This window comes from Anaerovibrio sp. JC8 (assembly GCF_002100115.1).
Lineage (GTDB): Bacteria > Bacillota > Negativicutes > Selenomonadales > Selenomonadaceae > Anaerovibrio.
Genome location: NZ_ANBM01000020.1, coordinates 1 through 15,522 on the forward strand (window position 1 = coordinate 1; position 15,522 = coordinate 15,522).

The 15,522-nt window shown below is 43.6% G+C and carries 11 protein-coding genes; 9 read left to right on the forward strand and 2 right to left on the reverse strand.

The features are described from left to right. The first annotated feature begins 144 nt into the window (after nt 1–144). Complete coding sequence (locus D081_RS12260; protein WP_085024453.1) at nt 145–1,590, forward strand: carbon starvation protein A; 1,446 nt, start codon at nt 145–147, stop codon at nt 1,588–1,590. Nucleotides 1,591–1,709: 119 nt separating this feature from the next. Here D081_RS12260 and D081_RS12265 read toward each other — a convergent pair whose 3' ends face one another. After that, the gene (locus D081_RS12265) at nt 1,710–2,399 is read right to left on the reverse strand and encodes a DUF554 domain-containing protein (RefSeq protein ID WP_085024454.1); all 690 of its coding nucleotides are present in this window, start codon (nt 2,397–2,399) and stop codon (nt 1,710–1,712) included. Between the two features lie 393 nt (nt 2,400–2,792). On the opposite strand from D081_RS12265, the gene D081_RS12755 reads away from it, so the two are divergent. Next, on the forward strand, nt 2,793–2,945 hold the full coding sequence (locus D081_RS12755) for a hypothetical protein (RefSeq protein WP_158087673.1): 153 nt from the start codon (nt 2,793–2,795) through the stop codon (nt 2,943–2,945). A 466-nt stretch (nt 2,946–3,411) separates the two neighbouring features. Further along, nucleotides 3,412–6,747 carry a S8 family serine peptidase gene (locus tag D081_RS12270; RefSeq protein ID WP_085024455.1) on the forward strand — a complete coding sequence of 1,112 codons (3,336 nt, stop codon included), beginning with the start codon at nt 3,412–3,414 and terminating at the stop codon, nt 6,745–6,747. 88 nt (nt 6,748–6,835) lie between these two features. Here the strand turns inward: D081_RS12270 and D081_RS12275 are convergent, their stop codons facing one another. Beyond that, nucleotides 6,836–8,539 carry a S41 family peptidase gene (locus D081_RS12275; protein ID WP_158087674.1) on the reverse strand — a complete coding sequence of 568 codons (1,704 nt, stop codon included), beginning with the start codon at nt 8,537–8,539 and terminating at the stop codon, nt 6,836–6,838. Between the two features lie 207 nt (nt 8,540–8,746). Between D081_RS12275 and D081_RS12280 the strand changes: the two genes are divergently transcribed. From D081_RS12280 to D081_RS12305, 6 genes are all read left to right on the forward strand, one after another. Further along, nucleotides 8,747–9,160, forward strand: coding sequence for a peptide deformylase (locus tag D081_RS12280; protein WP_085024457.1), 414 nt, complete (start codon nt 8,747–8,749; stop codon nt 9,158–9,160). Nucleotides 9,161–9,378: 218 nt separating this feature from the next. Next, nucleotides 9,379–10,179: a class I SAM-dependent methyltransferase gene (locus tag D081_RS12285; RefSeq protein WP_085024458.1), complete on the forward strand. Its 801-nt coding sequence runs from the start codon at nt 9,379–9,381 to the stop codon at nt 10,177–10,179. Nucleotides 10,180–10,584: 405 nt separating this feature from the next. Next, the gene (locus tag D081_RS12290; RefSeq protein WP_158087675.1) at nt 10,585–12,084 is read left to right on the forward strand and encodes a GGDEF domain-containing protein; all 1,500 of its coding nucleotides are present in this window, start codon (nt 10,585–10,587) and stop codon (nt 12,082–12,084) included. Nucleotides 12,085–12,339: 255 nt separating this feature from the next. Next, nucleotides 12,340–13,866 (forward strand): FAD-dependent oxidoreductase, encoded by a 1,527-nt coding sequence (locus D081_RS12295; protein WP_233127498.1) that lies wholly within the window; start codon nt 12,340–12,342, stop codon nt 13,864–13,866. 369 nt (nt 13,867–14,235) lie between these two features. Then, nucleotides 14,236–14,691 carry a low molecular weight protein-tyrosine-phosphatase gene (locus D081_RS12300; protein ID WP_085024460.1) on the forward strand — a complete coding sequence of 152 codons (456 nt, stop codon included), beginning with the start codon at nt 14,236–14,238 and terminating at the stop codon, nt 14,689–14,691. Between the two features lie 172 nt (nt 14,692–14,863). Then, nucleotides 14,864–15,475 (forward strand): TetR/AcrR family transcriptional regulator, encoded by a 612-nt coding sequence (locus tag D081_RS12305; RefSeq protein WP_085024461.1) that lies wholly within the window; start codon nt 14,864–14,866, stop codon nt 15,473–15,475. Nucleotides 15,476–15,522: the final 47 nt, after the last annotated feature.

Below are 15,522 nucleotides of genomic sequence, written 5' to 3' on the forward strand. Positions count from 1 at the left end.
GGAAATTATATTAACTTTTGGAAAAATTTTTTTACGAAATATTCAGAAAATTATTTAAATATTCTGAATTTTATGAGATAATAAACTTGTACATATGTAAAAAGATATATGTACAAAAGTAATCAGGAAAGAGGGGGAGAGTATATGATTACTTTTTTGTGTGCGCTGGTGACACTGATTTTGGGATATGTCGTTTACGGCAAGATTGTGGACAATATTTTTGGTCCTACCGATAATCCTACACCAGCAGTGGTTCACAATGATGGCGTGGATTATATTCCATTGCCAACCTGGAAGGTTTTCATGATTCAGCTGTTGAATATTGCTGGTCTTGGCCCAATATTCGGCGCCCTTGGCGGTGCTCTTTGGGGACCTTCAGTTTACTTCTGGATAGTATTAGGTACTATCTTCGCCGGTGGTGTTCACGATTACCTGTCAGGAATGATTTCTATGCGCGAGGATGGCAAGAGCATTTCTGAGGTAGTAGGTCACCACATGGGAGGCACGATGCTGTTCATCATGCGTGTGTTCTCCGTTGTGCTTCTGGTATTGGTTGGTACAGTATTTATGACTGGACCGGCTGGCCTTCTGGCAAAGCTGACAGGTGTAGCAGTAACTATCGTATTGCCATGCGTACTGCTGTATTATTTCCTGGCTACCTTGCTGCCAATTGATGCACTTATTGCCCGTTTTTATCCATTATTTGGCGCCTGCCTTATCGTTATGGCTCTCGGCATTATGGCCGGTATGCTCATGGGTGTAGGCGGCCACACCATGCCGGAAATGCAGTTGGCAAACCTGCATCCACAGGGTGATGCAATGCCAATTTGGCCATTGATGTTCATCACTGTAGCCTGCGGTGCTATTTCCGGTTTCCATTCCACTCAGTCTCCAATTATGGCCCGCTGTCTTAAGACTGAACGTCTTGGACGTCCTGTATTCTACGGAGCCATGGTATCTGAGGGTATTATTGCCCTGATTTGGGCTGCTGCCGGTGTAACCTTCTATGATGGCACTGGCGGTCTGGCCGCAGCCATGAAGGCTGGCGGTGCCGGTACTGTAGTATATGACATTTGCGTTGGCTTCATGGGCGGTGATGGCAGCACCACCGGCTATATCGGTGCAACCCTGGCTATGCTGGGTGTTATTGCCTGTCCTATCACCTCTGGTGATACTGCATTCCGCAGTGCCCGTCTGACTCTGGCTGACTGGTTTGGTGTTTCCCAGTCCAAGGCAGTTAAGCGTCTGACCTTCGCAGTTCCACTTCTGGCCATTGGTGGCATCTTGTCTCAGGTAAACTTTGATATTATCTGGAGATATTTCTCCTGGACCAACCAGACTTTGGCTATGATCGTTCTGTGGACTGGTGCTACCTATCTGTACAGAACCAGAGAGAACAGCAAGGCATGGTTAATGGCAGCGATTCCGGCAACCTTTATGTCGGCAGTAACCTTTACATATATCCTTCAGGCCAAGGAGGGTCTCCAGCTGAGCACCTCCATAAGCTATCCTGCAGGTATAGTCTTTGCCATTGTTTGCGTAATACTGTTTACCACAAAGGTACTTAAGGGCAAAGAGGAAGTTGAGTGATCAACTGACTACTTAATTTATTAAAGCAATTTAAAGGGACTGTTGCAGCTGATGATTATTCATCCTGCAGCAGTCCCTTTTATTATTTGATGCTATAGAATTAAAATGATATTGGCATTTTAAATGTTATTGATAATATAGTAGATAACAGGTGCCACCAATAAGGCCGGCAAATAATTCAGCACCTTTATTTTGGTCAGGTTCAGCATATTAAGACCAATGGCGATAATGAGAAGGCATCCGGTACAGGAAATCTCTGCAATGAGTCCGTCGGAAAGATAAGGAGCAATAAATTCAGCCATCAGCACAATAGCCCCCTGGAAAATCAGGGTAAAGGCGGCAGAGCCCATCACGCCAACTCCCATGGCGGCGGTAAGCATAATACCGGACACAAAATCCAGCAGTGACTTGGTATAGAGCATGGCAAAATCTGCTCTGAGACCGGCATTTAGAGAACCTACAATAACCATGGCGCCCACATTCATTATCAGACATGAGGTGACGAAAGCATTGGCTATCTTGGCAGCTTCACCCTCCCCGGCAAAGCGGGCCGTCAGCTTGGCGGTGGACCGGTTAATGCGGCCGTCAATATCGCAAATTTCACCTATAAAGACACCGACTACTACAGCCACAATCATTATGAGAATATTGGCTTCCTGAAGGGCCCCCTGAAAACCAATAACCAGGGTACATACACCCAGAGCCTCCATGATAACATCTGACATCCGGTCAGGTATCCCTTTTCTGAGCAATAAGCCAATAAGGGAACCGATAACAATGGCAAATGTGTTTACAATAACAGCAAAAATAAGTCCTCACCTCTGTAAAACAATATAACAGTATTGTATCACAAATGGACAAATATCAACATAGATTAATATAATTAGCCGGTTGCCGCATTGAGGTTTCCATTCTTTTTAAATAAAATACATAGCTATTAATTGAAACAGGCGGAGGTGCTATCACCCTCCGCCTGTTATTATAGCACTAGAAGTAATTATACAATTCCTTGTGAAAAGCATAATTGCTTTTATGTGCTCTTTCTTTGTATTTACTTACGATTTGGTTTTAAATATATTACGCTTCCTTTCTGTCCTTTATATCCATAAACAGGGAAAAATGTTATAAATTTTTTTATGTAATAAATATGGACATTATACGTATGTATAGAAAAGAAGATATTCAGAATGGAGGGGAAGAAAATGTTTGAATTAGATTTAATGGTGTTGGCTGGTCTTTTCATTGGAGCAGGGGTACTGATGGGGATACTTTTAATTGTTGGTTTGTGTGAAATATCCGGACGTTGTTCACGCATGGAGGAACAGTTAGAATATAGAGAGAAAATTGTCTGCTAAATGTAAGCAACTGAGATTAGTAAAAGGCCTTCTATGATTAAATACATCATAGAAGGCCTTAATTATTGCTGTGGAGTCCCGATGGGGACTTTAAGAAAGCTTATTTTTTCTTAATATCATAGCAGAACACTTCGGAAATTTCCTTGTCATAGCCTGGATAGAAGCCCTTCTCTTTTATTATTTTTTGATTGTATTAAATACAATAAAAATGCAAGTTGGCTGACCGGTGGGAATCATGAGGTAATGGATTTATTTATAGGGAAAAAAGTCTTGTGTTACACTTGAGGGCCTTTCGGGTATAAAAGATATTTATGGGAAAATTCTGCCTCAATTCTTCAAATTATGATAAAATTATAAGAGATAAAAGTTAACGAAAAGCTTTTAAAATCAAGGTTTTAAACTGGTTTCAACAGTAAAACGGTCGGCAAAATTTTTTTGAAAAAATGTCGGAGGTGTAAGTTGAGACATGAAGCGGAAAAAGAAAGACAACTGGCTGACGAAGCGGCTGTTGGCGGCGCTGACTACAGGATTTATGACGGCAGGGTTTATGGCGGCACACTGGGCACCCGTGGCCTATGCCTCGGATTGGGAGACACCGGAATATTTGGCCAGTAATGGATTAGACATAGTCAATGCGGCAGCGGCCTACGATCAGGGGTATACAGGGCGTGGGATTACCATGGGCGTCTGCGATCAGCCCATAAATTTTAGTCACACGGATTTTTCGGGGAAGAAGGGCACATCCATGCTGGTCACTGCGCAGTTTACCTATGGTGGCTATATGGATACGAACCTTGAGCCGCCCGGGGTCTACGACTGGAGTGTATTAAACCACGGAACCCATGTGGCGGGAATTGCAGCTGCCAGCCGGGATGGTGCGGGGATGCATGGGGTGGCCTTCGATGCTGATGTGGCGGGAACAACCTTTGGTCAGTATTTTGGTGCGAATGGATCTGCCTGGGAAGACGAAGGTTACAACCCATTTGCACCTTATTATTCCAAGGAAGATGTGAAAGTTATTAACAACTCATGGGGTAGGTATGAACACCTTGATGCTTTTGGAAGTTTGGCGGAATTTCGCGACTATTGCAATGCATCTGGCGATATAAATAACTATATGTGTTCCATTAAGAATATAGTACCGATGGACAAGCTACTGATATTTGCAGCTGGCAATTCAGGGTGTATTGATCCTCAGCTTTTCGGTGCAGCGGTGCTTTTGGATAAGAGTGTGTCCAGAAATCTGATTTCTGTAGCATCATTGGACGATGCCACAATGCTGTCCCGAAAGGGCGGCAGTATTTCGGGGGCACAGCTTATGAACTATAGGTGCTGCCTTGCCACCTATGGGGAAGACAATACTATAGCTGCCCCTGGACGTAATATTCTGTCATCTAACGCGAACTTCGCTGCCGATGGACAGCGAGATATCGTCATGTCCGGCACATCCATGGCCACACCTTTCGTGGCGGGGGGTGCGGCTCTTGTCCAACAGGCCTTCCCCTATCTTGGCGGCAAGCAAATCGGGGATGTGCTGCTCTCCACGGCAAATCCAAATGTCTCTGTGGCCAATGGATATGTGGTTCTCCTACAGGAGAATATTTACCCCTTTGAGGATTATAATTATGCCATCAATATTTTATACACCGACCCTACTGTAATATCAAAGACACCGGAACAACAAAAAGCCGATATCGAAGCATACATCGCTACACAGGATCCGGAGAGTGATGAGGCAAAGTATCTTTCCATTCTTCTTGATTATGGTTACCCCGTTAACGCCTATTATCAAGTACCAATGCAGGCCTTGGTGGGACAGGGGGTGCTGGATGTGGGCAAGGCTGTGGGGGGCCCTGGGGCACTTAACGCACGGCGGCTTACCTCAAATGATATAAGCAATACGTACACTGTAAGCGGTGTTTCCCCAAATCAGGCACTGTACAGAGTGGACACAAAGGGCTACGACTCTGTCTGGTCCAATGACATCAAGGAAGTACGTGTCGGTTTGTTGGCGGAAGACAGCACCGAGGCAGACCTTAGGGAACGTTATAAATTCTACAAGACTAATTGGCTTGACAACTCTGTGCAAGGCTCAAGAGAGGTTATGGAAAGCTATATTGCAGAGTTCAATGAGGGTGCTGAAAATAGCGGCCTTTTAGGTCTCCATGTGGGGCTTTTAAAGGAGGGGAAAGGACGACTTTCCCTTACTGGGGCCAACACCTACCAGGGAGCCAGCGTTGCAGCTGGGGGAACACTCTCCATCGATGGCTCCGTGGCGGGGGATGCTTATAGCGTTGAAAAGGGCATTATAGCCGGGCGTGGCACAATTAATGGAACACTTTATAATCGTAATATGGCTGTGGCGGGAGATGCTACTGGAACAGGTAACCTGCGGATGGGAAGCCTGGTATCTTCTGGCGTACTTGAAAGCAATATGACAAAAAACGGCAACACAAAATTTGTCGTAACTGGTAACGCCAACATTGAAGGTTCCACTGTCAAGCTGCTGAATGCCCTGCCGGGGGAGAGTGGGGATATCGTAACATCCGCCTCGATTACTGGTAATCTGAAAAACACCTCCGAGCCCGCCGCCGTTTCCGGTATGTTGGGCTCCACGGGGATAACCAGCGGAAACACTGTCACTGTCACCGCTGTAGCCAGCAACAATCTCAGTACAACAGACGAGACCATCAATGAAACCTTTGATGCTATGACCACAATAGACACGGCACTAGTGGGGGCCCCACGACGTGAGGAGATGCGCCCGCTGTTCAATCTTAATGCGGCAGCGGCCAAGGATGCCCTTGCCTCAATTTCTTCCTCTGCGGCGGCCCAAAGTCTGTCAACGGTACAGCGGAGCCAGCTCACAGAACATCTTATTTCCTCCAGACTGGCCGAAGCCTTGGCACAGAAGTCAGTGAACGTAAAAATACCAACTGCGAGCTTGACTGGGGACGGGGCAATGGATGGCATTGATGTCCCTATGAAGCTTTACCTTCCTGCGGACAACGATTTTTGGTTCAAGACAGCTAAGAGCTGGGGTGACCTTAAAGGTGGCGCGTATTATAATAGCACGGCTTTTGCCCTTGGCTGGGATAAAGAATATGGAAAAAGGTGGCGGTTGGGTACCTTCGTCGCCCATGATTCCACCTCCTTCGCAGACACGGGGGCCCATAATGATATAAAGGATACTCGATTTGGAATATATGGCGGGTATCGTAGCGGCCCTCACACTGGGTACATCTATCTTGATTACGGCTGGCTGAAAAACGATCTGGAGCGGAGCATCCCGTATTTGGGGCTTACGCCAAAGGCAGATTATAACAGCCGTATTCTTGAACTTGGCGGCGAATACAAATACGACCTAAACGCAAAACAACAGACTCCTTGGCATTTCAGCCCTTATGTCAATATGCAGCTTTCCAGGCTTTGGCAGGACGGATATACAGAGCATGGGGCGGGCATTTTCGGGCAGCGGGTCTCCAATGCAACGAATACATATTTCGCGGGAAGCATTGGCATTGAGTGCAAACGTTATCTCCCAAAGGGCAGCTACGGCCTGCGGCTTGGCATAAAGCACGCATTTGCAGGGGCTGATCCGCGGCTGACCTTCGGCTACGTTGGCGATAATGCTTCCAGTTATGAAATGAAGAATGAGCAGGATAAAACCCATTTTGTCATGTCCATTGGCGGCGAGGCTGAGTTCGCCCCGGGCTGGTGGCTGGCGGGGGATGCCATGCTTCAAAAGGGCTCCCACGACAAGGATGTAATGTGCGCCCTGACCCTTCGACGGGTGTGGTGAAGTGCAATTTTAAAAGGACTCTCACATTTACATGTTTGAGTCCTTTAATTATGTTTATTTGAAGAATATTTTACTTACAACTTATATCTTATTTCCATAACAGGCTGTTAATATACTTGGTAAGCTGTTTTCTGTCATAGAACTGATCCGGGGTTGGCAGTACGAAATCCGGTGTTACACCTTGGTCTATGTCATAGAAGGAACCGTTCTTTGTATAGGCCAGGCGATAAGGACCGGATATATTAAACACGCACCCGTCGGCGGTGGTCATGTTCTGTACTACGCAGGCACCGCCCCCTGAGGTTTGCCCCAGAATTGTTACACGATGGGAATTTTTCAATGCACTTGGCACCAAATTACCGCAGGAGAAGCTGTTTGGTGAGGTAAGGCAGAACAAATTATAGTCCAGTAGATTGTCCCTTTCATCAAACAGTCTGTCCATATTCAGGTCCGTCTTGAAGTTTTGGCAGACCAGGGCTCCCGTCAAAGGATTGGTCACACTGATAGAGCCTTCTCCCAAAAACATTCCTATGGTGTAGGCAGCAGAAGGTGCTGTACCGCCCCCATTATTGGAAAGATCAAGTACCACGTTTTTGATCGGGCTGTTTGGCCGCTTGATTTGCCCAAGGGAGTAAATCATCAATCCCATGGTATCTGTCAAATGGTCTTCTGCCTTTTCTTCATAATAATCTACGCCTTCAACCACAAACTGATCAAAAGTTATATATGCTGTATTGCCAATTTCCTCATAACCAGGGGTACCATTCGGATAACGTTTTGCCCGTGCATCAGCATATCTTTGCATATCAGCAATGCTTTGCATACATGCGGGCCCATATCTGCGGACCGGGTCTTCCTTCATGCGATAGGAACGGTTGGCAAAGGAACTGTGCAGGTCATCGAGATAAACAAAGGTCAGATCCCATAAGGCCTGCCCCGCTTCCTGGGGGTCTGTACTTAGCAGCTGGTATTTTATTCCCGCCTGCTGGAACATGGTATCAAAGTTTTTGATGTTGTGCTGCTGCTTCAGACCATAAAGAGAATCAAGAGCGAAGCAAAGCTCATTGTAATTGAAATCAGCCAGGGCCTCACTTCTGCTTGTCGGGAGCAGGTTATTGTAGTAACGCTCTTTAAATGGCTCCAGATTGCCAGCCAGCAGCAGGAAAACATTTTCACCATTATACAGTGTATTCATGTTATTTTGGGAAAGTATTATATCGCTGAAGAGCTGTAATGGTAAATAATATTCACCATCCTGATAAAACATATCTATGCCGTAATCCCCAGGACGGAAGGTAATGGTTTCACCGTACAGCTGGAAGGAGGTATCTGTTCTTTGGAACAGCTCGGCTTCGCCTTTATCGTTGAAACCGGACACTGCCACCAGATCCATCAACGTGGCGTTTGGATTTGAAGTCATGAATGCATCATAATCCCAGAAGGTTATGGTATCCGCCTCACAGTCAAAGGTTACAGGATAGTATGTTTCCCGGCTGAGAGTTATCTTTTCCCCATCTTTTTTCACCGTGAGGTCGTAGTCTGGGGCATCAAGCTTTCTCACATTGCTGACAAGGATATCCTTGGCGGTTTCCACCGTAATATAAGGAACATCCTTCACGCCGTCAACAAAAAACAGATCTACTTCACCTTTATTTTCCGGCTCCATATCTGAATAATAAATAGGGGTTGTCTGCTTCTCAATTTGATGGGTAGATTCGGCATAACAGCATGCTGACCAAAGGATTATACTGCCTGCCAGCAGCATAGATGCAAGTTTTTTCCCTGCTTTCATGATACGCATTCCTCCTTTGTTAACAGGAATATAATATAGAAACTATCTGTGTGAAAAATTCTATGTTTATGCTTTTTATCCTGCAAAAAATAGCATTTTTTCCATCGTCGGCCTGCATTCTTTATAATATCTGGCTATACTTCGGTATGGCCAGTTTTTTTATGTGGTATAATTATGAAAAAACTCCATTACAGGGGACGATTATATATGGTAAAAGAAATAATGAAGGACTTGTTGTTCCTCGGCCATAAGGCTGAAACAGCAACAAAAGAAGATATAGCTATAGCAAAGGATTTGCTGGATACCCTTGCAGCCCATAGAGAGCATTGTGTAGGAATGGCAGCCAACATGATCGGTGAACGTAAGGCCATTATTGCCATTGCTGAAGGTGAAATATTGACTGCTATACTTAACCCTGTTCTTGTGAAGAACTCTCCAAGAACATACAAAGCCACAGAGGGCTGTCTTTCCATTCCTGGAGAGCGTGAGGTGGAGCGACATGAATGGGTTGAGGTAAAATATCGTGATATTAACTGGAACAGGGAAAAGCGCAAGTTCACAGGCTTTGAGGCTGAAATCATACAGCATGAGCTGGACCATTTGGAGGGGAAATTAGTATGACAAGGTTTTATGCTTGCAGGAGGCGATAGCGAGGAATAGACTTATCAAATTGGTAGAGAATCACACTAGCCGGGATTTAACCCCGGCTTTTTTAGCGCATTAGAAATTACCAGATATGTGATACTGGCTAATGATTGACAAATGTAATAAAGAGTGATACTCTTAGTGGCAAGATAAATGATAATAAGTATCAATTACAATAAAAGGAGGATAGGTTTATGGATTTACAATTAGGTGATGTACAGACTACCGCACTCATACCATTGGCAATTAAAGCAAGTGAGACATTGCGCCCCAATCCCCGTATAAAAGATCCCATGGCCGTGGAAATCATAAGGACACTTCATATTGATACCAAGCCTTATGATAAGTTCATGTCACATGAGGGAGTAGTAGCCAGAACAATTATGCTTGACCGGCAACTAAAAGAAATAATTGAAGAAAATCCTGATACAGTGGTGGTAAATCTGGGTGCAGGCTTTGACAACCGCTTCCAACGGATGGATAATGGCAAGATTTGGTGGTTTGATATAGATTTACCAGACTCCATTGCAGCCCGGAAAAAAGCCTTTCCGGAGCAGGATCGTGTCACCATGATTGCTGGTGATGTCCTGAATGATAGCTGGTGCGCGGCTGTAAATAAAAAACTGACAGGGCGGCAGGGGAAGCCCGTCTTTATTGCTGAAGGGTTATTCATGTATTTTACTTTGGAACAGATTAGTACTTTTTTAAATGTGTTAAAGAGTAATTTTTACAGTGGAATTCTTATAGCTGAGCAAAATAGCAAGCTTATGCAGAAAAGCGAAAAGCATCACGATACTGTAAAAAACACAAATGCTCATTTTATGTCAGGGACGGATTCTGCTCAGGAGATAGTTGATTTGACAGATGGAATAAGGCTGGTGGAGGAACACAGCTTTAACGAGGAAATGAAGAAATACAGTATTCGCGGGAAATTGTTTGCATGGCTTTTACCTAAATTGAATGATCGATGGGCAACCTTTACCTGGGGAGAATAGGAACCCTACTCCTAAAACAAAAGTCTAAAAAACAGCCTATATTGTGACGCTTTCAGATGCGTTTTAAGGCCGATTTCAAATCAAATAGGTACGGTCTTGCCACTTTTTTACCACTCATATACACGCAAATTAAATCTTTAATCATACATTGCTGCTCTCATGTGAGGGCAGCTTTTTATTTTGCCCACTTACAAGATGCCCAAACCACGACATAATGGTGGTGAGGAGGTCATGCGTATGGTGGCGGAGTTTCTAGTCAGTAGTAAGAACTATTCTATGTTTTAGTGCATACGAAATTAACGGTAATAAAAGGGTTTTAGAAAATAGTGTAGAATTGGTTACGGTATAGAGCCTTGTTTATGGATAGAAAATTACTCCGTATGTATGAAATTGTGGAGGTTTAATATGGAAATCGATATCTCAACTGAATACAGTGAATTTTTGCATAATAATCGCATCAAAGTAAACAAATATCTGAACAGAGTAATGTGGTTCTTTGTTGTGACGGGACCGGCCATAGCAGTGGGAATACGGGGAGGTATTTTTTATGATATTACATATGCCACCTGTATAGGCATATCAGTGATCATTGCCATCTTGTCCGTAATCCATCTGCTATTGTTAAAGGCATATCCCAGCAAAAAATTTACATGCATATTTGCGCTTACTGCTCTCGATTTTTTGTTGGTATATATGTCTTATTCACATGTTCATATATATCTTACATGGTTTCTCGTTCCACTCTTGAGTCTTCTATTCTGCGACAAATACATATACTTCTATGGGGCTGCCCTAAATTACATCCTCATGTTTATAACAACTTGGCTTACTGCCCCTTTTGAGGCTGCTATGAGGACGGAATACGAAAGCGCCTCGGAATACTTTATGGATATGATGAGCGGATTCACAATTGAGTCCATTATCATGTTTGCATCAGGTTATATCATCGGGAAACTGATCCTCGAATATTTCAAAACCCTCTTTGACCAGTATAGGCTGATAATAGAACAGGAAAGAAGCATGGAGGAAAAAATACACCTCCTGGATTCTATGGCGGAGATCTACGATAACGTCAACCTTATTGATTTCATAAATAACACTGAGATGTCGTTAAGGGATTCTGAGCAGAAGAAGCACGGCATTGATCTAAGTGCACAGACGCACACTATCATGAATCAGAGGCTTGTGAATCAGGTAATGTCGGATCAGATCGATGAATTCCTGGCTTTCACCAATATCAAAACAATAAGGTCGCGTCTTTCTCATAAAAAGCTTATAAGTGCAGATTTTATTGATGTAGTCTTTGGCTGGTTCAGGGCACAATACATCACAGTTGACTCTACATTGGACGGGATCCCCAATGTAGTTATTTATACGACAAGAAATGTGGATGAAGAGAAAAGACGGGAGGAGCATCTTATCAGGATCTCCATGACTGACGAGATGACAAGGCTCTTCAATCGTAGATGCTATGATGAGGATCTGAATGAGTATAGGAACGGAGCTCTTTCAGAGGACTTTGTCCTTTTCTCTATCGATGTGAACGGATTAAAAACAGTAAATGATACAAAGGGACATGCGGCCGGGGATGAGCTTATCAAAGGTGCTGCCGACTGTATTGCCCTTTCAGTCGGAAAGAAAGGAAAAGCTTACAGGACCGGTGGGGATGAATTCATGGTTGTAGTCTATACGAGTGATCCTGAGGGACTGCGGAATGACATAAAGAATAAATCCAAAGAGTGGCACGGCGTCTATACAGAAGAGCTCACCATGTCAGTAGGCTACGCTGCACTTAAAGACCATCCGGGCGTTTCAATCGATGACCTTGAACATATCGCGGACGCAGATATGTATGCCGAAAAAGAAAAGCATTATAAGGAACGTGGGATAGAAAGAAGAAGATAAAAAATAACATGAAAATCTTTTTTATAGTAAGTTATGCATGTATTGTGAAGCACTCAGATGCGTTTTAAAGGGGTTTGAAGAAATGACCAATATATTATTTGTATGCCACGGCAATAGGCACCTTGCCAGTAAGGTGCCTATTTTAGTTTGCAGGAAATTAGCATTATTCTGTTGAAATAAACATCAATGGTTTCATTGTCATTGTGGGAAAATAGCTATTGCAACGGGTGTTTTATACAAAGGAGATGTTTCTTGATGGAAAAATCATTTTCTATTCCTATGTCCCGTCGTAACTTTATGAAATTGATGGGAATGGCAGCTGTAGGAACAGTACTGAGTAGTACTGATGCCGTCCATGCTGCTGCGTCTCTTACGCCTTCCTTGGATTTTGACAAGGCAGAGCTTCCTGTATTCTTTAATGCGGATGTTTGCGTGGTAGGAGGCGGTGCTGCCGGTACTGCGGCTGCCATAAGTGCTGCACGGAAGGGCGCAAAGACAGTGCTGGTTGAGCGGGGGATTTCCCTTGGTGGTCTGGCGACCCAGGGTTGTGTTTTCCCATGTATGCCAACCTTTATTGCTGGCAGTGACACCCCCTACATTACTGATTTGAACAAACGAATGGAAAAGCAGGGAGCCCCCCTTGACTTGGGTATAGAAACGAATACTTATTATGGTGGGGGAAAAGGACAGTATGTACCGGAATATCTCACACTCATCTATGACGAAATGTGTGGGGAGGCCGGTGTAGAGATACTTTATAATGCTTCATTGGTAGGGACCGTGACCAAGGACGGCAAAATCACTGCATGTGTTGTTCAGACTGCTGAAGGTCTTGCCAAGATCAAGGCCAAGGTTTTCATAGATGGTACGGGGGATGCACTGTTGGCTCGATTTGCCGGTGTTCCGACGGAAAAGGGTTCGGAAAAAACGGGTCGCAATCAGCCCATGAGCCTGCGTTTTGAAATGGGTGGCATTGATGTGGGGAAAGTGTATCACTTCTTTAGAAATGATTTAAATGACGACTATGGAAAGGATATTTTTGGACTTATAGATGATGCCTTAAAGGAAAATCGTCCACCTTTCTTCGAATTTGCGAAATGGAAAAAGAGCGAAAATTTCTTCAAGGAAGGCGTGGCAAAGGGTGAACTTACTGAGGATGACATTCTGTATATTCAGGCATTTACCATTCCAGGCAAGCCAACTGTTATGTCAATGAACTGTCCGGAAATGCCCCCGATGTCCTTTAGTTCAACAGATGCGGTTTCAGCCAGTAAGGCAGTGAGCTTTGGCCGCCGGATGATGCGCCATTTGGCATCATTCTTTATCCAAAATTTGCCTGGCTTTGAGAAGGCCTATATCAGCCGCGAAGCCAGTATGATTGGCGTCCGTGAGTCCTGGCGGATTCGTGGCAAATACTATATGGATGTTGAAGACTATCTGCATGCACGTCATTTCACCGATGCTGTCTGTCGTACAGCTTATCCAGTTGATATCCACGATGTAAAGCTGGATCTATTTAAAAAGCTGGAAAAAGGACAATATTATGAAATCCCATATCGTGCATTGGTGACAAATGAAATTGCAAATCTGCTGGTAGTAGGCCGCTGTGCCAGTGGCAGCTTTGCCGCCCAGGCATCCTTCCGCATCCAACCAACCTGCATGAGCATGGGGGAAGCGGCTGGTATTGCGGCTGCATGGGGACTTGCACATAATATGGAAGTTAATGCCATACAGTGGGATAAAATACCGGCCACAGAGCGCAGCTATGTAAGTGAAGGATAAAATTGTGACGCTCTCAGATGCGTTTTAAGGCCGATTTCAAATCAAATAGGTACAATCATATTAGCCGGGATTTAAACCCGGCTTTTTTGAGTGTATATATGGGAAATAACAAAAAATAGATGACATAATTTAGTCAGTTTTTACCACTTTTGGTCGGAGCATTTTAGTAAGGGTGAAAAACTCCAATGCGTTGGTATTACTGAAAAAGGTCCAGTGGTAAACTTGAAAGATTTACCACTAATTTTACCACTTTTGAAGGGAAAATCATGCCTAAAATATGCCAAATTATGTCGATTTATGATAGAATTATGGGGTAGTAAAAATGATGAAAAGCTTGTAAAATCAAGGTTTTGAAGGGGTTTGGTATAAATGGTTAAAATCTGCTTTGTGTGCCACGGCAATATTTGCCGTTCAACAATGGCCGAGTTTGTTATGAAGGATATTGTGAAAAAAGCCGGGTTGGAGGAGGAGTTTTACATCCAGTCCAGGGCCACCCATAGAGATGAACTGGGATCAGATACCTATTGGGGAACCAAGGAAAAGCTGGATAAAGAGGGTATTCCATATACTAAACGTCGGGCCATGTTAATGACCAGGGAAGACTATGAAAAATATGATTATATCCTTGGCATGGATGATGAAAATATGCATTATATCAACAAAATCATTGGCTCAGACCCGGAAAACAAGGTGTCAATGCTGATGGATTTTGCCGGAGAGCACAGGAGTATTGCGGACCCGTGGTATACTGGAAACTTTGATGCAACCTTTGATGATGTTATCCGTGGCTGTAATGGATTACTGGAATATATTAATAAAAAATAGTTGTACACTGCAACTATACAAAAACCCGATTGTATAGTTTACTGAGTAGACAAGCATATAAATTTGTTATGGATACATTATCCTATATAAAAACCTTGTATAGATAAATAAATGGTGTTATAATCTAGTTGGGTTTTTATATGTATGAGTTTATGTAAGGGAAGTGGTTATCATGAGACGTACTAATACCAAGGAACGAATTTTAGAGGAGTCTCTAAAATTATTTTCAACTTTTGGCTATAATGCCGTGGGTGTAGAAATGATAGCGGCTGCTGTTAAAGTGACCCCGCCTTCACTGTACAAGCACTTTAAGGGGAAGCGTGAAATTCTTGATACAATTATTGATCAGGCTGAGGAGAACTATCTGAATCATAGCCTGCCAATGATTAATTATTCTGATGAGGAGTATAAGAATCTCACCAAGGAAGATTTTGTTAAGTATATTATGGATCATGTTGATAATATACTTCATGATGAGGTCATTAAATGTGTCCGCAAGCTGTTCATTTTGGAGCAGTATCGTAATGAGCAGATTAGATTGATGCACATTGATAAGACCTACAACAGAGCTGAAAATATCGTTAGAACACTCTTCGATGGTTTATTTAAAAATAAGCAGCATGCTAGTGCACAGAAGACTACCACAGAGCACATGGTTAACATGTTCTATTTGCCAATCGTGGAAGTTATTAATCGCTGTTATTGCCAGCCTGAGTATGAGAAGCAGGGGCTTGATTTTGTAAAGACTCATTCTGAAGTTATGTGGGATGCTTATTTTGCATAATAACTAATATATATGTAGGTTTTTGGACCGTAAATCTTGGATTGAAA

Excerpts from the sequence above, each read along its gene's own strand:
- D081_RS12260 (WP_085024453.1), top strand. The coding sequence starts at position 145 with ATGATTACTTTTTTGTGTGCGCTGGTGACACTGATTTTGGGATATGTC.
- D081_RS12755 (WP_158087673.1), top strand. The coding sequence starts at position 2,793 with ATGTTTGAATTAGATTTAATGGTGTTGGCTGGTCTTTTCATTGGAGCA.
- D081_RS12270 (WP_085024455.1), top strand. The coding sequence starts at position 3,412 with ATGAAGCGGAAAAAGAAAGACAACTGGCTGACGAAGCGGCTGTTGGCG.
- D081_RS12275 (WP_158087674.1), bottom strand. The coding sequence starts at position 8,539 with ATGAAAGCAGGGAAAAAACTTGCATCTATGCTGCTGGCAGGCAGTATA.
- D081_RS12280 (WP_085024457.1), top strand. The coding sequence starts at position 8,747 with ATGGTAAAAGAAATAATGAAGGACTTGTTGTTCCTCGGCCATAAGGCT.
- D081_RS12285 (WP_085024458.1), top strand. The coding sequence starts at position 9,379 with ATGGATTTACAATTAGGTGATGTACAGACTACCGCACTCATACCATTG.
- D081_RS12290 (WP_158087675.1), top strand. The coding sequence starts at position 10,585 with ATGGAAATCGATATCTCAACTGAATACAGTGAATTTTTGCATAATAAT.
- D081_RS12295 (WP_233127498.1), top strand. The coding sequence starts at position 12,340 with ATGGAAAAATCATTTTCTATTCCTATGTCCCGTCGTAACTTTATGAAA.
- D081_RS12300 (WP_085024460.1), top strand. The coding sequence starts at position 14,236 with ATGGTTAAAATCTGCTTTGTGTGCCACGGCAATATTTGCCGTTCAACA.
- D081_RS12305 (WP_085024461.1), top strand. The coding sequence starts at position 14,864 with ATGAGACGTACTAATACCAAGGAACGAATTTTAGAGGAGTCTCTAAAA.